The following is a 22,790-nucleotide window of genomic DNA, read 5'->3' on the forward strand; positions in this document are numbered from 1 at the left end:
CAACGAAAACTTTTAAACAAGTCCTGTGAGGCTTGGAAGGTTAAACACGTCACGCGTAAACTTCCTCTCCTTGTGGGTAGGGAGTTTTTTGTTTACTTAATAAAAAATAAAAGGAACTTTTAATCAGATCCAGCGAGGTCTCAAAGGTTGAGTGGCATTTTCTGCCTTTAGGACACCGCATCTGTGGGTGTCCTTTTTTATTGGAGGAAAACAATGAAAAATATACTTTCTATGTCACAACTATCAAACGAAGAAATCTTTAACTTGATCCATTTAGCAATGGACTTTAAATCAGGGAAAATACGTTCCAATAATAGTGATAAATTCGCAATGAATTTATTTTTTGAAGATAGCACAAGAACTAATACTAGCTTTCAAGTGGCCGAAGCAAAGTTAGGTATGAAGCAAATTGACTTTGATGCAAGACATTCATCAGTAAATAAAGGTGAATCACTATACGATACGATTAAAACAGTTGAAAGTATGGGTGTGAATTTAGCTGTTATTAGACATAAACAAGATAAATTTTATGAAGAATTACTTGGTAAAAATTTGAAGATCCATTTGATCAATGCTGGGGATGGTACAGGACAACATCCATCACAATCACTATTGGATTTGATGACAATTTATGAAAGATTTGGGTATTTTGAAGGATTAAAAGTTGGTATTATTGGTGATTTGAAGCACTCACGTGTTGCACATTCTGATGCTGAAGCTTTGACAAATCTTGGAGCAGAAGTAAACTTTGGCGGATTAAAAGAATGGTACAGTGATGAATTTAAAGCAATTGGACCTCATATGAATGTTGATGAACTTTGCCAAGAAATGGACATTGTAATGCTATTAAGAGTTCAGCATGAAAGACTTGCTGATAATGAGAATAAAGAATTTTCTAAAGAATCATATTTCAAAGAATTCGGTATTGATATGCGACGTGTAGAAATGATGAAAGCTGATACAATGATTATGCACCCAGCTCCAATCAATCGAGGAGTCGAAATTGCAGACGATGTGGTTGAATGTAATAAATCATATATCTTCAAGCAAATGGAAAATGGCGTATATATGAGAATGGCAATGATAGAAACCTTATTAGGGGTAAAACAATTTGACAACGATCCTGATCAAGAACGCGAATTTGTTTTACGCTAAAAAATTAAATAAGAGTGAACTATTAATAAAAGACGGCAAAATTTCTCAAATAGCTGAAAAAATAGATGAAAAAGCCGATCAAGTAATTGATGCAAAAAATAATTTAGTAGCACCTGGACTAGTGGACGTCCATGTTCATTTTAGAGAACCAGGTCAAGTTCATAAGGAAACCATTTTAACTGGTTCAAAAGCTGCAGCACATGGAGGGTTTACTACTGTTGGAGCGATGCCAAATGTTGTACCTGTGCCAGATAATGTAGATGATTTCAAACATCAACTAGCTTTAAATCAAAAGTCAGTTATTAAAACTTTGCAATATGCGCCTGTCACAGCGAATGAAACTACTGATTCTTTAAGCCCAATTGAAGATTTAGCAAAGTTAGGCGCAATGGCATTTTCTAATGATGGTCATGGAATTAATAATGCAAAGACTATGTTTGAGGCAATGAAAAGAATTAAAGCTGTAAATAGTCATTTGGCAGCTCATGTAGAAGATCAAAATCTATTTAATAAGGGTGTTATCAATGCAGGTCCTGCAGCGGTTGAGTTGGGGCTTCCTGCCATTGAGAGGGTTGCAGAAACTTCGCAACTTGCAAGAGATTTGATCTTGGCAAAAGAAACGGGAGTACATTATCATGTTTGTCATTTATCTACAGCAGATGGGGTAAAAATGATTAGGTTTGCTAAAGATGCAGGTATAAATGTTACCTGTGAAGTAACGCCTCATCATTTACTATTGAGTGACGATAATATTATTGAAGATGATGCTAATTATAAAATGAATCCACCTCTAAGAAGTGAAATCGATCGTAGGGCACTTATTGATGGTTTATTAGATGGAACAATAGATATGATTGCCACTGATCATGCACCACATGCTGAAAGTGAAAAGAATCAAGGGTTTTTAAAAAGTGCGTTTGGAATTACAGGCATAGAAACTTCATTTCCACTTATGTATAGTCGATTTGTTAAGACAAGTTTGATCAGTTTAGAGCAATTATTAGAGTTAATGACGATTAAGCCTGCCCAAATTTTTGATTTACCTGCGGGTGAAATACAAATAGGTAAAAGTGCAGATTTAACCATTATAGATTTAAATAAAAAATATCAAATCAAAAAAGAGGACTTCATTTCTAAAGGTGTAAACAGTCCGTTTATTAATCAAGAAGTCTATGGCCAAATTCAAAAAATGTTTGTAGATGGTCAAGAAGTATATTCAATTTAGGAGGATAAAATGTCAAAGCCAGTTATAGTTGCGTTAGATTTTGCGGATGATTTTGAGTGTATTGAATTTTTAAGTCAGTTCCCTAAGGACACAGATTTATTTGTGAAAATAGGTTTGGAAATGTTTTGTCAATTCGGATATCCATTCGTTAGAAGTTTGAGAAATCGTGGATACAAGATATTCTTAGACTTGAAATTGCATGATATTCCTAACACTGTTAGAAGAACTTGTGAAATGATTGCTAAATGGGATGTACAAATGCTTACTGTTCATGGTAGTGGTGGTTCTGAAATGATTGCCGCCGCTAAAAAGGGACTCGAAGGATCAAACACAAATCTTTTAGCTGTTACTCAATTGACATCTCTAGGACAAAGCGAATTGTCAGAGGAATTGATGATTCCACAAAAATCGCAAGATTATGTCACTCATTTGGCTAAATTGGCATTTGATAATGGTGCAGATGGAGTAATTTCATCAGCACTAGAGGTTCCTATGATAAAAGAAGTCACAGATGAAAGCTTCCTCTGTGTTACTCCAGGTATTAGACCTAAAACGGCTCAAGTTGGTGATCAAAAATGTGTTGCAACACCAAAAGAAGCCAGAGAATTGGGTAGTGATGCGATAGTAGTTGGTAGACCAATTACACAATCAGAAGATGGATTTTCTGCATATAAAAATATTTGTCAGGAGTGGAATAAATAATGAAAGAATCAGTAGCATATCAAACAGCTAGTAAATTACTAGAAATCAAGGCAATTACTTTAAACGCTAAAACTCCATTTGTTTGGGCTAGTGGAATAAAGGCACCAATATATACTGATAATCGTTTGACTATTGCATATCCAGATTTTAGACAGCAAATTGCTAAAGACTTATCAGCTTTGATCAAAGAAAATTATCCAGATGTTGAAGTTATTGGTGGAGTGGCTACAGCAGGCATTCCACATGCTGCTGGAGTTTCAAACATTTTAAACTTACCATTAAATTATGTTCGCTCTAAACCTAAGGATCATGGGAAAAATAGCCAAATTGAAGGTCGTTGTGAAAGAGGAGATAAAGTAGTTTTAATTGATGATTTAATTTCTACTGGTGGTAGTATTTTAAAGGCTGTTAAAGCGGTTCGTGACGCTGGCGCTGAAGTTATTGGGACAGTAGCCATCTTCTCTTATAATTTGCCTGAAAGTAAGTCAAATTTTGAAGATGCTAAAACTAAATTAGTTACTTTAACTAACTATCCCACAATGATCGAAGTGGCTAATGAAAAAGATTACGTTGAAGAAAAAGATATGGAATTATTGAAGAAGTGGTATCAAGATCCAGAAGGATGGTGCAAATAATGGATTGGTATCAAATGATTCGCCCTATGGTATTTGCAATTGACCCTGAAGTTGACCACAAAATTGTTGGTAGTGGTTTAAAAATTTTTAATGATCATCCCAAATTTTTAAAGAAATTATTTTATACTCGCAAACGTGATAATTTAAAAGTTCAAATAAAGGATGTTGTTTTCGATTCACCAATTGGTATTGCTGCTGGATTTGATAAGAAAGCTGAATTTTATAATAGTTTAGCTGGTCTTGGGGCAGGCTTCGTTGAGATTGGTAGTGTAACCAGAAATCCTCAAGAGGGTAATCCTAAGAAGCGTATTTTCAGATTGACTGAGGATCAAGGTATTATTAATCGAATGGGGTTAAATAATGTTGGTATTGAAGAAACTAAACGACGTTTAAAGAATCATCCCTCCAAAACTAAGTTGGGAATCAGTATTGCTCCAGGACATGGATTAAGTAGTGAAGAAATGGTTCAAGAAATGATTGAAGATATAAAGGATATTCACGAATACGCTGATTATATTGCTTTAAATCTTAGTTGTCCTAACCAAGTTGGAGTTACTGTTTTACAACAATTAGATGTTTTAAAACCTCTTCTTGAAGGAATATCTGAATTAGGAATCAAAGAGCCAGTTTTTGGTAAATTTAGTAATGATATCGATACAGACGAGTTGATCCATAATCTTCACGAAGTAGACGGATTGATGGACGGAATTATCCTATCTAACTGTTCGACTAAAAGAGAAAATCTAATTTCACATAATCAAGTAGAAAAAGGTGGATTGAGTGGTAAGCCGATTTTTGCTCGTTCGATGTATCTAACCAAAACTTTGCATAAAGAATTTCCAGATATGCCAATTATTTATTCAGGAGGTATTTTCACACCTGAAGATGCACAGTTGGCTTTAGAAACAGGAGCAACTTTGGTTCAAGTATATTCAGGTTTTATTTATAACGGACCAAGTCTGATTGAAAAGATCAATCGACATTTATCAGAAAAGAATTTAATAGATTCAATTTAAATTGGAAAAGAGGAGTTGTGACGCAAGTCGCAACCCCTCTTTTACATTTCCGAACTTTTTTATAGCCTAAACGTGTAACAACAGGCTGCAACCTCCACATAGTCTAGAACCACAAATGATTGACAGTACCAATCATTCGTGATTCTAGACTATGTTCCGGTGGCAGACCGCCTTTTGTCACACTCTTTTTTTTATAAAATTTTATTCATAAATATTGAGAATATAAAATGCTTAATGAATTGACAAAGACTTCTAAAGAAAGTATCTTTGAGCCGATCAATAAAGGAGGTATTTTATATGGCTTATAAAGTAATTAATCCATTTGATGGAAAATTAATTAGAGAGTTTCCTAATGCCACAGATTCTGAAGTTGAACGTGCATTAGATGAAGCTCATGAGTTTTATATGGATGCTAAGCATCAACCGATTTTGGAGAGAGAAAAAAATTTAAAAAAAGTTGCTGATGAATTAAGAGCAAATGTTGAATATTACGCTAAAGTATTGACAATTAATATGGGGAAATTGTATAAGGAATCCAAACAAGAAGTTATTAAAACTGCCCAATTCGCTGAATATTATTCTAAAAATGGTAGTTCCTTTTTAAAATCTCAGCCTTATGAAATACCTGACAATTATTCTTACGTTGAATATGATTCTATCGGTGCAATTATGGCAGTCGAACCTTGGAATTTTCCATATATGCAAGTTATGCGAGTATTTGCACCAAATTATTTGATTGGCAACCCTGTGATTTTAAAACATGCAAGTATTGTTCCAGGTGCTGCGCAAGCATTTGAAGAGGCGATAATTAAGGCAAATTTACCAAAAGGAGCATTCAAAAATCTTTTTGTAAGTTATGATCAGGTGAATAAAATTATTTCTGACCGGAGAGTTCAAGGAGTTGCCTTAACTGGGTCTGAGCAGGCAGGAAAAATTTTAGCCTCAGAAGCGGGTAAAAATTTAAAAAAATCAACTATGGAACTTGGTGGGACGGATGTTTTAATTGTTTTGGATGATGCTGACATTAAATTAGCCGTGAAAAATGCAGTATCCGCTCGCTTGGGTAATGCAGGACAAGCTTGTACATCCGCAAAAAGATTTATAGTCAATCAAAAAGTTTATGGTGAATTTATTGATGGCATCATATCAGAGTTTTCAAAAAGAGTTTCCGGCGATCCACTTGATTTAAAAACAACTTTAGCTCCATTATCTTCAAAGGCAGCACAGATTAAGCTAAAAGAGCAGGTTGATGCTGCAATAGCTGGAGGTTCACAAATTATTTGGGGAGATACTACTGAAGTCGATGGATCAGACGCAATATTTAATCCATTAATTATTTCAGGAATGACTCCCAATAATCCAATGTATGATCAAGAATTATTTGGACCGGTTGCCCAGATTTTGCCTTTTAAAGATGATGTTGAGGCGGTTAAAATGGCAAATTACTCAAATTATGGCTTAGGTGGAGCAATTTATTCTACTGATTTGGAGCGGGCCCAGAATTTAGCAAGTCACATTGAAACAGGAATGGTTGCAATAAATCAGATTATGACGTCACATGCGGAGATTCCATTTGGTGGTATTAAAAAATCAGGTTATGGTCGAGAGCTTAGTGATTTAGGGATAAAAGAATTTGCTAATGCTAAAACGATTTTATATAGATAGAAAAAGAACATCCAAAAAACTAGGATGTTCTTTTTTTACTGTTTTGAAATAATTACTTTGACACACACAGTAGTTGATGATACATTATACCTATCGAAAGGAAGATATTTTATGAAACCAATAATTTCGAAGGATATAATTCGCGGTCATACAACTACGATTGTTTTAAACATTTTAAGTCAAGGTGACAGTTATGGATATGAAATCGCAAAAATGATAAAAAAATTGAGTCATGAATCATATGAGTTAAATGAAGCAACACTTTATACGGTTTTCAGACGTTTAGAAAAAAATGGTGATATTGAAAGTTACTGGGGTGACGAAAGCCAAGGTGGCAGACGTAAGTACTATAAAATCACCAGTCAAGGTACTGAAACTTTAGAAAATAATGTTAAAGAATGGAATTTCGCCAAGCATGTAATTGATGATTTAATTCTTGGAAGGATAAATTAACTATGAATGAAAAAATAATAAAATTAGTAAATGAAAAGTTAAATGATATATTTGAGGACTATCCTAAAACAGCAGATATTAATGAATTGGCTGAAGAATTACAGTCTGATTTAGTTGCCTCTGCTGAAGATAAAGTTAGTGAAGGTAAGAGTGCTGAAGATGCCGTAAAAGAATCTTTTGTTGAGTTTGGAGATATAACTGAACTAATAGACGATGTCTTATCTGAAAATAATGATGATTCAGCAGCTGAAGATAATGGTCACAGAATCGATATTAATCAATCGGGAATCACAATTGATGGCGGAGATAAATTAAAAATTGATAAAACAGGGATGTTTATCAATAAAGGTAAGTCATTTAAAGCTGATGGATCTGGTGTATCGATAGGTGATGGTAAGATTTTTAAGGCTGATGAAAATGGCGTTAAATTAGGTAACATGACAATTGATGGTCGTGGAATAAATTTTGATCAGAATAAAGAAAATGTAAGCGAGACTTTTTCTAAGTTTGATGATCAATTTGACCACAGTGTGGATACAGAAGTGTATGTTGAAACTTTAGATTTAGTAAACGAACAAGAATTCTTAGTTGATGATGTTGAAAGATTGGACATTGCATATGGTTCTGCTACGGTCAGAGTTTTGCCAAGTAATGGCGACAAAATCATTTTAAGAGAATATATGTCGCGCAATAATCCAGACTATTTTGCTAGAACTTCATTTGGATCAGGTACACTTAGAATCAATCAAGGTCGATATCCTAGATTTTTACATTTAAAGATCAGAGTTCAAATACTTATTCCTAGCAATTTTAAAAATAGCATGAGAATCGCAAATTCATCTGGACAACTTTATATGAATAACATTACTGGTTTGGATACTATTAAGGCTACGATCAATAGTGGAAATGGATATTTTAAGAATATATCTGTAAATAATTTGTCAGTAAGTAATCATTCTGGAAGAATCAAATTGGCAAACGTAAAAGCAAATGGTGACCTACAGTTGGATGATCATAGTGGTTCTCTAAGAGTAGATAATGTTTTTGGATCTAGATTTGATATTAAAGCTCATTCCGGTTCTATTAGAGGTGAAGGTTTAGGTGGAAGTGGTTCATTAATTACTCATTCTGGAACGATTGCATTGAATATTACTGATTTAACAGGTGATATAAAGGCAGAATCTAATAGTGGAACGGTTAAATTAACAATGCTTTTAAATAACTACTATTTTGACTTACAAGCTAAAAATGGAATCGTCAAGAGTCCTGAGAATGCTATTTTAAAACATGACACAGTTAGTTTTAAAGATGGTCAAGTAGGTAGTGATCCTATGTATAAACTAGAAGGTAAAGCTTCTTCAGGCATAGTTAAATTGTATTAAGAATTTAGTGATATCCGTTATATACAAAAATTTGGTCGAAAAGATTTCGGTATTTTACCGGTATCTTCTCGGCCAATTTTTCTTTTATATGATTATTAGTGTAATAGCGAATGTACTCTTTAATAAAAGTATTGATAAGTTTAACTTATCAATTAGCTCCTCAATAAGAATTGGTTCATTAGTAATTTGATTGTATTATAAGCTTCAAAAGTTATGAGAAATGCCTGGAGGAAATAAAATGAATAGCGAAGTTGAAGTATTATTTGGTGCCGGAGCAATCGGAGAAGCAATTGTTAGAAGAATTTCGTCAGGTCGAAAGTTATTGATTGCTGATTATAGTGAAGAGAAATTATATACGATGAAACAACGTTTAGAAGAAGCTGGCTTTTCAGTTGAGACCATTAAAGCTGATCTATCTTCAAGAAAATCAATCAAAGAAGTTGTGGCAAAAGCTCAGTCACTAGGTGACATTATTGGGTTGGTTAATGCAGCAGGAGTTTCACCATCACAAGCGTCTTCTAGTGAAGTTTTGCATGTTGATTTATACGGAACATCAGTATTACTTGAGGAATTTGGAAAAGTAATGGCGCCCGGTGGTGCAGGGATTGTCATTTCATCACAATCAGGACATAGGCTACCTGCATTGTCTATTGAAGACAATAAAGCTTTGGCAATGACACCAACGGAAGAATTATTGAATTTGCCAATCTTACAACCTGATTTAATTAAAGATTCACTAGCGGCCTATCAGTATGCTAAACGTACTAATGTTTTGAGAGTTGCAGCTGAATCAGTTAAGTGGCAAAAGCGTGGTGCTAGGATCAACTCGATAAGCCCTGGAATAATCATGACGCCACTTGCATTGGACGAATTAAATGGTCCTCGAGGTGCAGGATATAAGAAAATGTTTGATTCGATGGTAACAAAACGACCAGGGACACCAGATGAAATTGCTAATTTAGCGGAATTATTGATGGACCGGAAAAGTGCGTTTATTACCGGCAGTGATTTTCTTGCTGATGGTGGAATTACTGCACAGTATTGGTTTGGTGATGTTGAAGAAGTCCGTGATAGTGGGACTACTAAGTAACAATAATAAATCTATGAACTGAAGTTCATGCACAATAATCGAGGAAGAAGAAAGTTAATTATGAAAGCTGCTTTATTTGTTAAACCTGGAGAAATGACTACTACAGAGGTTGAAAAACCTACAATTGAAAAGTCTACAGATGCTGTTATTCGTGTAATTCGCGCCTGTGTTTGTGGTTCTGATTTATGGTGGTACCGAGGTATCTCTCATCGAGATGGTAATTCACTTGCTGGACATGAGGCAATCGGTGTTGTTGAATCTGTGGGCTCTGATTTGAAAAATATTAAAATTGGGGATTTTGTTATTGTACCTTTCACTCATGGTTGTGGGCATTGTGCAGCATGTTTGGCTGGTTTTGATGGAAATTGTCTTAATGCCCAATCCGGTGGTAATGGTTATCAAGCAGAATATGTCCGTTACGAAAATGCAGACTGGGGATTAGTCAAGATTCCCGGAAAACCTGATGATTATTCAGATGATATGCTAAACAACTTTTTAGCATTAGCTGATGTAATGGCAACTGGATACCACGCTGCTGCAAGTGCAGAAGTTAAAAAAGGTGATACCACTGTAGTCTTTGGTGATGGTGCTGTTGGACTAGCAGGTGTGATTGCTGCTAAATTACGTGGTGCAACACGTATTATTGCTATGAGTCGTCATGAGGACAGGCAACAATTAGCAACACAATTTGGGGCAACAGATATTATTCCAGAACGTGGAGATGTAGCTGTACAGAAAGTTTTGGACTTAACTAATGGCAATGGTGCAGATTCAATTTTAGAGTGTGTTGGAACTGAGCAGTCCGTTGATACAGCAATCAAAGTTGGACGTCCAGGTGCTATTGTTGGACGAGTTGGAGTTCCTCAAAAATCTCAAATGAATACTAATGATCTATTTTGGAAAAATATCGGACTTAGAGGTGGAATCGCCTCTGTTACAACTTATGATAGAAATGTATTGCTAGATGCTGTATTAAATGGCAAAATTGAACCTGGAAAAGTTTTCACAAAACGATTTGATCTTGACCACATCGAAGATGCATATGATTCTATGGATAAGAGAACTGCCATCAAATCATTATTAATTATTTCAGATAAGTAGAAAACCATTATTAGATTAATTATCATTTGAAAAATTTGTCGGAAGAAGGATAAAAGTATGAAAAAAGTATTGATTATTGGAGCAACTGGAACTGTTGGTTCAAAAGTCCGTCAGACATTGTTAAAGGAAACTGATGACCGATTGACTTTATTTTCTAGAAGAGCAAATGAATTATCTGTTTCAAATCGTGAAGAAACGATTTCAGGAGATGTCACAAATGATAGTGATTTGGATAAAGCAGTTTCAGGACAAGACGTTGTGTTTGTTGCATTAAGTGGAAATTTGTCAAAATTTGCTAAAAAGATTATTTCAGCAATGAATCGCAATCATGTTGATCGTTTGATTTTCATCACATCAATGGGAATTTATAATGAAATTCCAGCAAGTATTGGTGCAAGCGGAAATCTACAAAGCAATCCGATGTTGCAATCATATAGGGATGCTGCCGATTTAATTGAAAGTTCAGATTTAAACTATACGATCATCAGACCGGGATGGTTTAATAATGGACCAGTTGACTATCAAGTAACAAAAAAGGGTGAACCATTCGGTGGACATGATGTTTCAGTTAGCTCAATCGCTGATATGGTCAAGAAATTGATTGACGACGATAGTTTGTATTCACATGACAGTATTGGATTGAATACTCCAGAATAATAAAATTTAATAAATAAGAAAAAATGAAAGCTAGCTTTGAATACATAAGCTGGCTTTTTTGCTTTTGATAAAAATATTCATTAATTTAATGTGATTCAGTTTTTACTTCTTCAAGCAATGAATTTAGTTAGTTGCTATAATAATAGGGAAAAATTTGCTTTTAGTTATAAAAATGAAATAGAGAAAAAGATGAGGCGAGTCTATGTTTCAACAAATGGTATATTTCATCGCAATTGTAAAAAATAATAGTTTTACCAAGGCAGCAGAAGAGTGTAATATTTCTCAATCAGCAATTTCACAACAGATGAAAGAACTGGAGTCTAGCTTGGGCGTCAGTCTTTTGGAAAGGAAGGGACGTAGTTTTACTGTTACAGATGCAGGAAAATATTTTTATACACATAGTCAAGATATTTTGGAAGACGTCAACCAATTAATTAATAATACGGTTAAGATTGTCAAAGATGATCAAATTAATTTGAAAGTTGGATATTTAAGAAGTTTTGGAACAACGGAATTTTTACGTGCAGTCTCAGAATTTAATAAGCAGTATCCTCAAGTAAAAATTAATATTACAAGCGGAAATCACGAAGATTTATATCAATTACTTCGAAGTGGTCAAGTAGATATGAATTTTGCTGATCAGCGTCGAGCACTTTCAAACAAGTACGTTAATGAGTTTTTAACTGACAGCAAGTTTATGGTGGCTATTAGTCGCTCTAGTTTTCCAAGTTTATCAACTAAAATAAGTTCAGAACAATTGATTGATATGACATGTATTCTTGTCAGTGGAGACGATGAGTTGGAGTCTGATGAATCATATTATCAAGATATTTTGGGAATAAGAAGTGAATTCAAGGCAGTTAAAACATTGGATGAAGCACAAATTTTAGTTGCGTCTAATCAAGGTTATTTAATTGTAAATGACAGGACTCAAGGTCAGTTGAACTTAGATACAGTTAAAACACTTGAACTTATTAATGGGAAGCAAACTATGTCACAGAAGTATTATGCATATTGGAAAGCAGATAATTCAGGCTATTATATCGAGACTTTTGCAGATTTACTCAAGAAAAATTTTACATAAGAATAACTTATCATTAAGTCAAAAAATTAGAATAGCTGCCTACATTAATTGTTGATATCATACATATATAAACAGTTGAAAGCGTGATATCTATGACGAATGAAGAACAAATTATTGAACTATATAGACAAGAAAACCAAGCGATGGTGGAAAAAGATATTTCAAAATTGAATGAGATACTTTTGCCAAATATGTCGCTGAAACATATGACTGGGTATGTTCAACCAAAACTAGAATGGATCGATCAAATCCAAAATGGACAAATGAAATATTTTTCTTCTACTGAAGATAACATTAAAGATATCGAAATATCTGGAGATTACGCATCGCTGATTGGTCAAAGCCAAGTCAAAGCGAGTGTTTGGGGTGGCGGAGTAAATACATGGTCACTTCAAATGAAAATGTATTTCAAAAAGCAAAATGGAGCTTGGTTGATTTCAAAACAAGAAGCTTCAATATATTAAAAGATACCAATTCAGTGTCTTTTAGTTATTTTGCTGATAAACTTGATAAGTGATTAAATCCATTAAATTAAAAATAATTAAAAAAAATCTAATTTGATATTGTAATTTATAAGAAATAAACGTATCCTTAGTATCATTCTACAAGATAAGGGGAGATAGTTTATGCAGGAAACAAAAAGTAAATGGCATATGCCTTCGGCATTTACCATATTGTTTATCCTAATAATTCTTGTAGCAATTTTAACCTGGATCATTCCAGCTGGAGAATATGCTACTACTAAGGCGGGCAATGTAATTGCCGGGACTTACCGAAGCCGAAGTAGCAGTCCTCAGGGACTTTGGGATATTTTTGAAGCTCCTATAAATGGAATGATCGGTACAAAAACAACAGATGGAGCAATTCCGGTATCACTTTATATTTTAGTTATTGGTGGTGTATTAGGAGTTGTTAATAGAACCAATACTTTTGCGGACGGTATTGGTTCAGCCGCAAAAAAGTATAAGGGTAGAGAAAAATATTTAATTCCCTTTTTAATGACACTGTTTGCACTAGGTGGAACTGTCTTTGGTATGGGTGAAGAAACAATCGCCTTTGTACCAATCGTTATACCTATTATGATGAGTGTTGGTTATGATACGATAACTGCAATTTCAATTACTTTGATCGGGTCACAAATTGGATGTATGGGATCTACTGTTAATCCCTTTGCTACAGGGGTGGCGTCAGATACTATTCATATATCTTTAGGCCAAGGTATCTTACCAAGAGTTGTGTTCTTAGTGTTAGCTTTAATAATCGGAATTATATATGTAATGCGCTATGCTGCTAAAGTTAAGGGCAAACCTGATCAATCTTTGGTTTATGAACGTTATGAAAAAGATCTTAAGGAATTTGTTGCCTCAAATGATGTCGAAGTTACTGAATTGACAAAGAGACAAAAATGGGTTTTATTCGCCTTTATTATGACTTTTGTTGTCATGATTGTTGGGCTTGTTCCGTGGTCAACATTAAATCCTAAATGGACATTTTTTGAAGATTTTCTAAAATGGCTGAATAGTATGCCATTTATTGGTTCTTTTGTGGGTCGAGATATGGTTCCATTTGGAACTTGGGGTTTTGTTGAGATCACTACTTTGATCTTCTTTGCCTCACTTGTAATCAAAGCAATTTATCAAATGAAAGAAGCGGACTTTATTGACGCCTTTATGGGCGGAGTTAGAGATTTCGTTGAAGTTGCTATGATAGTTGCAATTGCTCGTGGTATTCAAGTTATTATGAATAATGGTTATATTTCTGCGACAATTTTACATGCAGGTGAAGTTGGTCTGCATGGTTTATCATCGTCAGTATTTATTATTTTGACGTATATATTCTATATTCCGATGTCATTTTTGATTCCTTCTAGTTCTGGTTTAGCTGTTTCTACAATGGGAATTATCGGACCAATCGGTAGGTTTTCAGGTGTTCCAGGATCAACCGTTGTAACTGCATATCAGATTGCTTCAGGACTAGTTAATTTAGTCACTCCAACATCGGCCATTGTTATGGGATCGTTAGCGTTAGGTCATGTAAGTATTGTTACTTGGTTTAAATATATTTGGAAATTACTTTTAATATTTATAATTTTCACCTGTGCGTTTTTGGCATTTTGTACAATTTTTAATTTTCAATAATGATAACACCGCGCCTAAATGGATAAGTCGCGGTGTTTTTGTTTCAGAAAAGTGCTAAAAATTTGTTTTATCTAGGAAAATTGGTTAATTTAGAGTTAATAAGTATTTTGATAAATCAAATTCTATTTAGAAAGGAAAGGACTTAGTTTCCTTGAAAGTTTGGTAAAATGTTTAACTTTAATACACAATCTAAAAAATATTCACTAAACGGTGAAATAACTGTTCCTGGAGATAAGAGTATTGCTCATAGAGCTATTATGTTCGGCTCATTAGCAAAAGGAGTAACTCAACTTAGTAACTTTTCTTTTTCTGAAGATTTAGCTACAACTGCGCGAGTTTTTAAAGAATTAGGCGCTAAAATTCATTCAGAACCTAGTACTAAAAGCATGATTATAAAAGGTACTAATCATCAATTCAAAAAATTAGATACACCACTTGAAATTCATAACGTTGGAGAATTAGAGAGTCTTCTATTAGGAGTTTTGGCATCTGTTCCAGAAGAATATATTATTGATGGAGGAGATTTCCTAAAGAAAAGACCCCAAAAGAACACTTTGAGACTTTTAAGTGAAATGGGAGCTAAGTATGTTCCTGTATCTGAAGAAGCTCTGCCATTAAAAATTACTGGTAGTGAAGATTTAAATGGTATAACGTATCAACAAGAAATTTCTAGTGCGCAAATTAAAAGTAGTTTAATTTTAGCTGGACTTTATGCCAAGTCAAAAACAAAGATTATCAGAAAAATACCAACTAGAAATCATACTGAAGTTTTAGCTAATTATTTTGGAGCTGGTATAGATATGAATGACAAGATTATTACTATTGATCCCAAAATGACACATCTAAAGGGTCAAAGTCTTAATATTCCAGGTGATTTTTCATCAGCTTCTTTTTATTTAGTAGGGGCTATGTTATCTAAAGATAGTAAAATAACCCTTCGTAGAGTTGGTTTGAATCCTACTAGAATTGGTTTACTAGATGTTATTAAACAAATGGGTGGACAGATTGAAATTAGTAATCGGGTAGATAATATTGAACCATACGGTGATTTAACAGTTTGGAATCAATCACTGCATGGTACAACAATTACCGCTGAAAAAGTTCCATCTATTATAGATGAAATTCCTTTGATAGCATTGATAGCTTCACAAGCAACTGGAAAAACAGTTATAGAAGAAGTTCAAGATGTTTATCTTCAAAATAGTGAACGAGTTAGAATTATGAGAACTGAATTGGCTAAGTTAGGAATCGTTATGCAAATAAATGATGATTCCATTGTGATTGAGGGAAATCAACAAGTTAAAGTTAAAGATGATGTTGATAGTCATAAAGATCATCGAATTGCGATGATGCTCGTTATAGCTTCAAATTTAACTAAAACGCCTTTCCAAATAAAAAACATTGAAGCCATAGATGTTTCATATCCTAATTTTATTTCCGACTTGAAGAAATTAGTTAACTTTTAGACATTTGGAACTTCTTTTTTTTTATTCATTATCGTATGATAACGGTAGTGAGATTATGTAAGGGGTTACTTAATGATTAAATTTATTGGAACTGATATGGATGGTACTTTGTTAAATAGTTATAGTAAGATATCCAAAGAAAACATTGATTCTATTCTTAGGGCAGTGAACTCAGGGATAAAATATGCAATTTGTTCTGGAAGAACTTTACATTCAGTTAATAGTTTCTTTTCTAAAGATTTAAAAATACCAGGATATAGGGTCGTCTTGAATGGAGCAGTTGTTGTAGATCCTAAGGGTAAAAAAATTGTTGATGCACCTATTGATAAAAAAACTGTTGAGGAAATTTTTAAAAGGGTAGAGTTCAGCAATTTTAAAGTGGTTTTAGATGGTTTAAATAGTTCATATATATATGATCCTAATCATAATTTCTCAGCTTATTATGAGGGATTTGATCGTCATCATTTTAGGGCTGAAGATTTTAATAAACTTAGATCTGTCAACGAAAATGAAAATTTTCAAATATATAAAGTTTGCTTTAGTACATCACCCAAGAGGTTGCCAGAGTTAAAAAAGAAATTAGAATCGCTTGCGTCTTTGGATGTCTCAATAAGCCGATCAGGTAGTGACTACTTTGAGGTAAATGCATTAGATGTTTCCAAACTTTCGGCTTTACAGAGAATTTCTGAATACGAGAGTATTCCTATTACTGAATTTATGTGTTTTGGTGACTACGGGAATGATTTAGAGATGATCAAAAACGTTGGCTATGGAGTTGCTATGGATAATGCAATTGATTTAGTTAAAGATGAATCGTGGACAATTACTAAAAATAATAATGATAATGGTGTTTCATTTATGATCGAACGTGTTTTAAATGGAGACTTTGATGAATAAATGAGATCAAAAGAGCCAGTAATCCAAATGGATTGCTGGCTTTTTTATATACTCTTAACTTTTGCAATTGATTCCTTGACATTTGGCATTAGTAAATTTAAAAGTATCGCTGAGACAGCAGCAATAGCAATTGGTGAACCTAATAAGTATTGCAGTAATTGAGGAGCCTGTTTAATGACTGATTGTGGTAATAATACTAAAGCTAATGTCAAAATGATTGGTAATCCGATTATATAAATATCTCTATCTGTGGTATGGAGACTTCTGATAACATTTAGACCGTTTAGCATGATGGTTACACAAATGATTGCAAAAACACCACCAATCACTGGAGCAGGAATTGCGGCCAAAAAGGCGGATAACTTACTGAAAAATCCTAAAATAGTGAACCAGATTCCAGCAAATAAGAATACGCGTTTACTAGCAACGCCTGTAATAGAAATAATTCCAGCATTAGTAGAATATCCAGTAACAGGGGTTGTACCTAGAAGTGATGCTACTAAGCAACTGAATCCTTCACCAATGATCCCCATATTCCATTGCTTCTTACTTATTTTGTGGTTTGTAACAGCGCCCATTGCAAACCAAGTACCGGTTGTTTCAGTGGTTATAACAGCATAGATGATTATGAAAGTAATGATTGCAGATGCGGAAAAATGAATTCCATAATGAAAAACAGTTCTTTGTGGAAGACTAAACCAAGCTGCTTCATTGACTGTTTTCCAATCAAAAATCCCCATAACAGTGGAGACAAAAGTACCAACGGCCAGGGCTAAAATTATTGATCCAGTTCTAAAAAATCGCCTTACGTGCGGAAAACGCATACTGATACTTACGGCAATCAATAAGGTTAAAGCTGTAATAGAAGCCAAAATAATATTGTTGTTTATATTTCCGGTTGCTTTAAAGATATTGTCGTTTAGAGCAGAAGGGATTAATGATAGTCCAACACAAGTGATTATAGTTCCACCCACTAGAGCAGGAACTAGTTTACTGATAACCTTTTGAAATATTCCAGTAATTCCCATTAATATTAAAATAATTGATCCGACCAGTAACGCTCCAATCAGATTTCCCATACCTTCACCTTTTATACCACCAGACGCTAAAACTACTCCAGCTGCAGCTCCTAGTGGGACAAAAGAAGGACCTTGGGAGACGGGCATTTTCATAAAGAAATATGTTTGTAGAATTGTACCGATACCGGCCGCTAAGAAAGTGGATTGTAATAATCCCATTTGATCTGATAATCCCATGGACATCATTCCCGCTAAAATAATTGGTGGAACATATATATCCATAGCTAATACGTGCTGAAAACCTAGGAATCCCGATTCAATCAAACTGACTTTATCATCTGGACCTACTAAAAGATTACTGTTATTTTCCATTGTTTTCTCCCTTTTAACTTATCGTGAACTAAAAAAATCGGACAAGGCAAATTAACGATTGCTTGGTCCGAGAAAGACCTAGTCGTAGTTTGCTTGACCGATTTATAATCCGATTCGTACGTGGGCTTATGAAAAATACACGTGAGAATATTGGGTGTAAAATCCGCCTTGTCAAACAACGAAAAGATACTAGGTACTTTCTCGAGATTTATTTGATAGGTGATAATCTGACACTTCCTTAAAAGATAATAGTTAATAGACTAACATGTATAAAAAATATAATAAAGAGTGAAATGTTCGTGTTTTACTGATAATGGATGTTTTTTAATAAAATTAATGGTTCAAATATACGGTAAACATATATTTCAAAATTAACATTAAATGATGATTAGATAAAAATTAATGTTATGTTTGTTATATCAATAAAAAATAATAATCCTTTTTTGCAGTATAGGTTGAATTTACAACGTTCTGACTATTTTATGGCAAAAAAAATACTTTACTTTGATAAGTTTAATAGATATATTATAAGAAATTTCAAATAGATTTGAGATTTTATTACTTATTCATCTGGAAGATAGATTAAAATAAGTATATTTAAAATAATATGATATTATTTTGGTACTTTATGTAAAGAATAATGATATTATATAAAAGTGCTGGAATTGTCTATTAAGGAAAAAGGAGTTATTTAAAAATGGGTATGTACCTAGTAATTAATATTATAGGTCTAGTTATTTTTCTTGCCATTGGCTTCCTGTTCTCTAAAGATAGGAGAGCAATTCAATGGAAGTCAATTGCAATCATGGTTGTACTTAATTTAGTATTAGCGTGGTTTTTGACAAGTTTTGGGGTTGGACGAGCAATCGTTTCTGGAGCTGCTGAAGGTTTTAACTGGTTAGTTCAAGTAGCATATGTCGGAATAGAATTTGCTCTTCCAAGTTGGGTCCATGTGAAGCAAATGGACTTTGTAACAAGTGCTTTATTGCCAATTTTGTTGATCGTTCCGTTATTTGACATTTTGACATACATTGGTGTTTTACCTTTTATCATTAAATGGATCGGTAAGGGATTATCGTTCATTACTGGACAGCCTAAGTTTGAATCATTCTTCGCTGTAGAAATGATGTTCTTAGGTAATACAGAAGCTTTAGCCGTATCAACTTTGCAATTAAAGCAAATGAAGGCTCAACGAAATGTAACTTTGGCGATGATGTCGATGAGTTGTGTAACAGCTTCTATCATTGGAGCTTACATTCAAATGATGCCTGGTCAATTTGTTTTGACGGCTATTCCAATTAATATTATTAATGCAATTATTGTAACTAGCTTACTAAATCCAGTTACAGTTACACCAGAAGAAGATACGATCGCCAAACTTAGTGGAGAAGGAGAAAGTGGCAAAAAAGAACCATTCTTCTCATTCTTAGGTGACTCTATTCTGGGAGCCGGAAAATTGATCTTGATTATCGCAGCTAACGTAATTGCTTTCGTTGCTTTAGCAGCATTGATCGATAAGGTTCTACAATTAGTTAATCCTTGGTTAACTTTAGAACATATTTTAGGAATTATTATGTATCCATTTGCCTGGTTATTAGGTCTTAATGGTCATGATTCATTCCAAATGGCTCAATATATGGGTACAAAGCTGGTAACTAACGAATTTGTAGTTATGGGTAAAGTTACAGGTATCGTTGGTAAATTCGATCCTCACTTTAAGGCAGTACTAACTGTCTTTATTACATCATTTGCTAACTTTTCAACGCTTGGAATGATTATTGGGTGTTTCAAGGGAATCGTTGACAAAGAAAAGAATGATACAATCTCTAAAAATGTTGGTTACATGCTATTATCAGGTATTTTAGTTTCACTATTATCAGCCGCATTTGTTGGTTTATTTGTTTGGTAATTTAAATTTGACATCTTCCAGACGTAAAAGCGTAAATCGAAAAAAGATTTGCGCTTTTTTGCTATACTAAAATATGTGTGAAATTTTATAGATATATTTAAATTGGGGGAAATTGTTTTTGTTACAAAGCATAAAAAATGGAATTAATTTAAAAAAAGAAGTAATTGCGGGAATAACTAGTTTTTTCGCCATTTCTTATATTTTGATCGTAAATCCAATGATTCTAAAAGATGCAGGCATGTCTATTGAAATAACATTCTTTGCTACAGCATTTTCATCTTTTATAGGATGTTTGATCATGGCGTTTTGGGGTGATAGCCCAATTACTTTAACACCAGGGATGGGAGTAAATGCCTTTTTTACTTATACATTAGTAGGTAGTATGGGATTGACTTGGCAACAAGCGTTAACAGTCTCCTTATTTAGTGGAATTGTATACGCAATAGTTGCTTTTACTCCCTTAAGTGAAATATTATCTAATGATATTCCTGATAATTTGAAGCGAGGAATTACTGTTGGGATAGGCTTATTTTTAGTTGAATTAGGAATGGAAAAAGCCGAGATCATAAAATCTGGTGGCAGTCATTCTTTGCTAGCCTTTGGCTCTATAACAAATACATCAACTCTAGTAGCCTTTTTAGGCATTTTAATATGTCTATTTCTAATGATGAAAAAGATTCCTGGAGACTTTTTGATAGGAATAATTATTACTACTATAATTGCCAAAGTATTTGGAGTTAGTGGTTCAGCTTCATCAACAGTTTCAATTAAAGACATTGGAGTCTTTGCACATTCATTATTACAATTTGATTTTTCAAGTTTTTTTAGTGCAAAATTTATTATTGCAATTTTTTCAATGTCGATGATATTGATTTTTGAATCTATGGGGCTATTACAAGGATTATTGGAAGATACAAAAAGGTTTAAGAAATCGTTTCAGGCAAGTTCTATCACTGCTATTTTATCTTCAGGATTATCTACAAGTCCAACGGTAGCGGCTGCAGAGAGTGCTTCTGGTATTCAAAGTGGTGGACGCACAGGTATTACTGCGTTAGTTACAGGAATATTATTTGGGATTTCGATTATTGCAGCTCCGCTAATAGCTTTAATACCACAGGCTGCCATTTCTCCAGTAATAATAATCACTGGTGCAATTATGATGAAGGAACTTTCAAGTATTGATATGCGAGAATTAGATGATTGGATTCCAGCATTTTTAATAGTTACTTTAATACCATTGACTGGGAGTATTTCGACTGGTCTACAATTTGGTTTTATTTCATATCCGTTAGTGAAATTCTTTGCTAAAAAAAGAGAAGATATTAATCCTGTCATATTAATTGTTTCAGGTTTATTTTTAATTAATCTAATATTGTCAGCTATAATATAATAAAAGCCGATCAGATATCTGTCTGAACGGCTTTTTTATATATTTTCTTAGTTTTTTATGTTAAAAAGGAATAAAAAATATTCCAACATTAGTATAAATTGATTGTGAATTATTATTCAAAGGAGTAGAATACTGTTTGTTATCAAATAGGGAGATGAAACAAATGGTAAAATTTTTACGTAATAGTAAAGTTGCTTCCGTTATTTTAGCAGTTATCAGAGTCTACTTGGGATTTGAGTGGGCAATTGCTGGTTGGGGTAAAATAACTGGTGGTTTTTCAGCTTCAGGGATGCTGATGGGTGTTGTTAAGAATCCTGTTAAAGGACCAGAAGGGAACGTATTATATCCATGGTTCAATGGAATGATACAACATATGATCTTGCCTAATTCAGGTGCAATTAGTTTTATGGTTGCTTGGGGTGAGTTCCTAGTTGGTTTAGGTTTAATTTTTGGTTGCTTAACTACTGCCGCTACTTTCTTTGGTATGATGATGAACTTCTCATACATGTTGGCTGGAACAGTATCAGTTAATCCAGAATATATTTTCTTAGAAATGTTTATCATTTTTGCTGGTTTCAATGCTGGTAAAATTGGCTTGGATTACTGGGTAATTCCATGGATCAGAACACATATTTTTAAACAGAAAACTAAAACGGAATAAATAAAAAGTCGACCTAAAAAGGCCGGCTTTTTATTTTTCTAACCAATTCATAACATTTTCGATGTTTCCAACCCAGGTTGTCCAAGAATGATCTCCATCGACTGCCATGTATTTAAAATCATCTTTTAAGTGAACCGTTAAAAAGTTTTTAAACATAACATTATCTTCATGCATATAGTCGTCATCCCCACAAATCGTAAGAACTTTTAATTTGGGATGTTGGCGATTAAAAATATTGACTAATTGGTTATCAAAAACTTTTTGAGAACTATCAAAAATAGTATCGAAAGTATTCTTTTCCATTGGTGCTTTGGGGTTATTACGGAACTTCTCTATATCTACAACTGGTGATAGTCCTGCTACTTTACTAAATTTGTCAGGATTCTTGAAGGCAATTTTAAGGGCACCATAACCGCCCATACTTGAGCCAACAATATAGTTATCTTTTTTATCTGTTGAGATAGGTAAGAGCGATTGAATTTTAGGGATATATTCATTAATAAAAAAGGTATAGTAAGGTATAAAGTCTGAATCACTGTAGAATGCGTTTCTAGCTTCAGGCATGATAATGACCCAATTGTGTTCTTTAGATAGGGCCTCGATATTAGTGTGTCTTATCCAGGCACTATCATCACCAGTGTAGCCATGTAATAGCCAAACAGCTTTATAATTTTTCTTACCAGTATCAGGAACTACAGCAGTTGTTTTAAAGTATGTATGTAAGTAATCTGTTTTATAACTGAGATTTATCAGTGTCATTTAAAGTACCTCGA

Annotated in this window: 21 protein-coding genes; 19 read left to right on the plus strand and 2 right to left on the minus strand. The window is 33.7% G+C overall.

Going from position 1 to position 22,790, the window contains the following annotated elements; genetic code table 11:
* Positions 1–213: 213 nt before the first annotated feature.
* The 16 genes from FC72_RS01395 to FC72_RS01470 all read left to right on the plus strand — a co-directional run bounded on the left by FC72_RS01395 (position 214) and on the right by FC72_RS01470 (position 16,666).
* A complete protein-coding gene (locus tag FC72_RS01395; RefSeq protein WP_057764025.1) occupies positions 214–1,155 on the plus strand; it encodes an aspartate carbamoyltransferase catalytic subunit in 942 nt (313 codons plus the stop codon).
* Entirely contained in the window at positions 1,112–2,380 is a 1,269-nt protein-coding gene (locus FC72_RS01400) for a dihydroorotase (protein ID WP_057764028.1), read from the plus strand. Before FC72_RS01395 ends, FC72_RS01400 begins: the two co-directional genes overlap by 44 nt.
* A gap of 9 nt (positions 2,381–2,389) precedes the next feature.
* Positions 2,390–3,082, plus strand: coding sequence for an orotidine-5'-phosphate decarboxylase (gene pyrF / locus FC72_RS01405; RefSeq protein ID WP_057764031.1), 693 nt, complete (start codon positions 2,390–2,392; stop codon positions 3,080–3,082).
* Entirely contained in the window at positions 3,082–3,717 is a 636-nt protein-coding gene (pyrE, locus tag FC72_RS01410; protein WP_057764033.1) for an orotate phosphoribosyltransferase, read from the plus strand. The genes pyrF and pyrE overlap by 1 nt, the downstream gene beginning before the upstream one ends.
* Positions 3,717–4,733, plus strand: a complete 1,017-nt coding sequence (locus tag FC72_RS01415) for a quinone-dependent dihydroorotate dehydrogenase (RefSeq protein ID WP_057764035.1) — start codon at positions 3,717–3,719, stop codon at positions 4,731–4,733. The genes pyrE and FC72_RS01415 overlap by 1 nt, the downstream gene beginning before the upstream one ends.
* A 297-nt stretch (positions 4,734–5,030) precedes the next feature.
* Complete coding sequence (locus tag FC72_RS01420; RefSeq protein ID WP_057764037.1) at positions 5,031–6,398, plus strand: NAD-dependent succinate-semialdehyde dehydrogenase; 1,368 nt, start codon at positions 5,031–5,033, stop codon at positions 6,396–6,398.
* Positions 6,399–6,509: 111 nt separating this feature from the next.
* A complete protein-coding gene (locus FC72_RS01425; protein ID WP_057764039.1) occupies positions 6,510–6,851 on the plus strand; it encodes a PadR family transcriptional regulator in 342 nt (113 codons plus the stop codon).
* 2 nt (positions 6,852–6,853) lie between these two features.
* Positions 6,854–8,233: a DUF4097 family beta strand repeat-containing protein gene (locus FC72_RS01430; RefSeq protein WP_057764041.1), complete on the plus strand. Its 1,380-nt coding sequence runs from the start codon at positions 6,854–6,856 to the stop codon at positions 8,231–8,233.
* A 238-nt stretch (positions 8,234–8,471) separates the two neighbouring features.
* Positions 8,472–9,323 (plus strand): SDR family oxidoreductase, encoded by an 852-nt coding sequence (locus FC72_RS01435; RefSeq protein WP_057764043.1) that lies wholly within the window; start codon positions 8,472–8,474, stop codon positions 9,321–9,323.
* Between the two features lie 60 nt (positions 9,324–9,383).
* The gene (locus FC72_RS01440) at positions 9,384–10,424 is read left to right on the plus strand and encodes a zinc-dependent alcohol dehydrogenase family protein (protein ID WP_057764045.1); all 1,041 of its coding nucleotides are present in this window, start codon (positions 9,384–9,386) and stop codon (positions 10,422–10,424) included.
* 57 nt (positions 10,425–10,481) lie between these two features.
* The gene (locus tag FC72_RS01445; protein WP_057764047.1) at positions 10,482–11,081 is read left to right on the plus strand and encodes an NAD(P)H-binding protein; all 600 of its coding nucleotides are present in this window, start codon (positions 10,482–10,484) and stop codon (positions 11,079–11,081) included.
* A 202-nt stretch (positions 11,082–11,283) separates the two neighbouring features.
* On the plus strand, positions 11,284–12,165 hold the full coding sequence (locus FC72_RS01450; RefSeq protein WP_057764051.1) for a LysR family transcriptional regulator: 882 nt from the start codon (positions 11,284–11,286) through the stop codon (positions 12,163–12,165).
* 92 nt (positions 12,166–12,257) lie between these two features.
* Positions 12,258–12,629 (plus strand): nuclear transport factor 2 family protein, encoded by a 372-nt coding sequence (locus FC72_RS01455; RefSeq protein WP_057764053.1) that lies wholly within the window; start codon positions 12,258–12,260, stop codon positions 12,627–12,629.
* Between the two features lie 162 nt (positions 12,630–12,791).
* Positions 12,792–14,303 carry a YfcC family protein gene (locus tag FC72_RS01460; RefSeq protein ID WP_057764055.1) on the plus strand — a complete coding sequence of 504 codons (1,512 nt, stop codon included), beginning with the start codon at positions 12,792–12,794 and terminating at the stop codon, positions 14,301–14,303.
* A 167-nt stretch (positions 14,304–14,470) separates the two neighbouring features.
* Positions 14,471–15,769, plus strand: a complete 1,299-nt coding sequence (gene aroA / locus FC72_RS01465) for a 3-phosphoshikimate 1-carboxyvinyltransferase (RefSeq protein ID WP_057764057.1) — start codon at positions 14,471–14,473, stop codon at positions 15,767–15,769.
* A gap of 72 nt (positions 15,770–15,841) precedes the next feature.
* Positions 15,842–16,666: a Cof-type HAD-IIB family hydrolase gene (locus tag FC72_RS01470; protein WP_057764060.1), complete on the plus strand. Its 825-nt coding sequence runs from the start codon at positions 15,842–15,844 to the stop codon at positions 16,664–16,666.
* Between the two features lie 44 nt (positions 16,667–16,710).
* On the opposite strand, the gene FC72_RS01475 is transcribed toward FC72_RS01470, so the two are convergent.
* Entirely contained in the window at positions 16,711–18,057 is a 1,347-nt protein-coding gene (locus FC72_RS01475; protein WP_057764062.1) for a uracil-xanthine permease family protein, read from the minus strand.
* A gap of 703 nt (positions 18,058–18,760) precedes the next feature.
* On the opposite strand from FC72_RS01475, the gene FC72_RS01480 reads away from it, so the two are divergent.
* From FC72_RS01480 to FC72_RS01490, 3 genes are all read left to right on the plus strand, one after another.
* On the plus strand, positions 18,761–19,966 hold the full coding sequence (locus tag FC72_RS01480; RefSeq protein WP_057764217.1) for a NupC/NupG family nucleoside CNT transporter: 1,206 nt from the start codon (positions 18,761–18,763) through the stop codon (positions 19,964–19,966).
* Positions 19,967–20,084: 118 nt separating this feature from the next.
* Complete coding sequence (locus FC72_RS01485) at positions 20,085–21,356, plus strand: NCS2 family permease (protein WP_235805124.1); 1,272 nt, start codon at positions 20,085–20,087, stop codon at positions 21,354–21,356.
* Positions 21,357–21,519: 163 nt separating this feature from the next.
* A complete protein-coding gene (locus tag FC72_RS01490) occupies positions 21,520–22,017 on the plus strand; it encodes a DoxX family protein (protein ID WP_057764066.1) in 498 nt (165 codons plus the stop codon).
* A 30-nt stretch (positions 22,018–22,047) separates the two neighbouring features.
* Here the strand turns inward: FC72_RS01490 and FC72_RS01495 are convergent, their stop codons facing one another.
* Positions 22,048–22,776 (minus strand): alpha/beta hydrolase, encoded by a 729-nt coding sequence (locus tag FC72_RS01495; RefSeq protein ID WP_057764068.1) that lies wholly within the window; start codon positions 22,774–22,776, stop codon positions 22,048–22,050.
* Positions 22,777–22,790: the final 14 nt, after the last annotated feature.

The organism is Companilactobacillus tucceti DSM 20183, from assembly GCF_001434665.1.
GTDB lineage: Bacteria > Bacillota > Bacilli > Lactobacillales > Lactobacillaceae > Companilactobacillus > Companilactobacillus tucceti.

What these genes read in the sequence shown, in the direction of transcription:
- pyrE (WP_057764033.1), top strand. Translation starts at nt 3,082, where the DNA reads ATGAAAGAATCAGTAGCATATCAAACAGCTAGTAAATTACTAGAAATC.
- FC72_RS01415 (WP_057764035.1), top strand. Translation starts at nt 3,717, where the DNA reads ATGGATTGGTATCAAATGATTCGCCCTATGGTATTTGCAATTGACCCT.
- FC72_RS01475 (WP_057764062.1), bottom strand. Translation starts at nt 18,057, where the DNA reads ATGGAAAATAACAGTAATCTTTTAGTAGGTCCAGATGATAAAGTCAGT.
- FC72_RS01490 (WP_057764066.1), top strand. Translation starts at nt 21,520, where the DNA reads ATGGTAAAATTTTTACGTAATAGTAAAGTTGCTTCCGTTATTTTAGCA.
- FC72_RS01460 (WP_057764055.1), top strand. Translation starts at nt 12,792, where the DNA reads ATGCAGGAAACAAAAAGTAAATGGCATATGCCTTCGGCATTTACCATA.
- FC72_RS01470 (WP_057764060.1), top strand. Translation starts at nt 15,842, where the DNA reads ATGATTAAATTTATTGGAACTGATATGGATGGTACTTTGTTAAATAGT.
- FC72_RS01440 (WP_057764045.1), top strand. Translation starts at nt 9,384, where the DNA reads ATGAAAGCTGCTTTATTTGTTAAACCTGGAGAAATGACTACTACAGAG.
- FC72_RS01395 (WP_057764025.1), top strand. Translation starts at nt 214, where the DNA reads ATGAAAAATATACTTTCTATGTCACAACTATCAAACGAAGAAATCTTT.
- FC72_RS01455 (WP_057764053.1), top strand. Translation starts at nt 12,258, where the DNA reads ATGACGAATGAAGAACAAATTATTGAACTATATAGACAAGAAAACCAA.
- FC72_RS01430 (WP_057764041.1), top strand. Translation starts at nt 6,854, where the DNA reads ATGAATGAAAAAATAATAAAATTAGTAAATGAAAAGTTAAATGATATA.
- FC72_RS01450 (WP_057764051.1), top strand. Translation starts at nt 11,284, where the DNA reads ATGTTTCAACAAATGGTATATTTCATCGCAATTGTAAAAAATAATAGT.
- FC72_RS01495 (WP_057764068.1), bottom strand. Translation starts at nt 22,776, where the DNA reads ATGACACTGATAAATCTCAGTTATAAAACAGATTACTTACATACATAC.
- pyrF (WP_057764031.1), top strand. Translation starts at nt 2,390, where the DNA reads ATGTCAAAGCCAGTTATAGTTGCGTTAGATTTTGCGGATGATTTTGAG.
- FC72_RS01425 (WP_057764039.1), top strand. Translation starts at nt 6,510, where the DNA reads ATGAAACCAATAATTTCGAAGGATATAATTCGCGGTCATACAACTACG.
- FC72_RS01445 (WP_057764047.1), top strand. Translation starts at nt 10,482, where the DNA reads ATGAAAAAAGTATTGATTATTGGAGCAACTGGAACTGTTGGTTCAAAA.
- FC72_RS01435 (WP_057764043.1), top strand. Translation starts at nt 8,472, where the DNA reads ATGAATAGCGAAGTTGAAGTATTATTTGGTGCCGGAGCAATCGGAGAA.
- FC72_RS01480 (WP_057764217.1), top strand. Translation starts at nt 18,761, where the DNA reads ATGTACCTAGTAATTAATATTATAGGTCTAGTTATTTTTCTTGCCATT.
- FC72_RS01420 (WP_057764037.1), top strand. Translation starts at nt 5,031, where the DNA reads ATGGCTTATAAAGTAATTAATCCATTTGATGGAAAATTAATTAGAGAG.
- aroA (WP_057764057.1), top strand. Translation starts at nt 14,471, where the DNA reads ATGTTTAACTTTAATACACAATCTAAAAAATATTCACTAAACGGTGAA.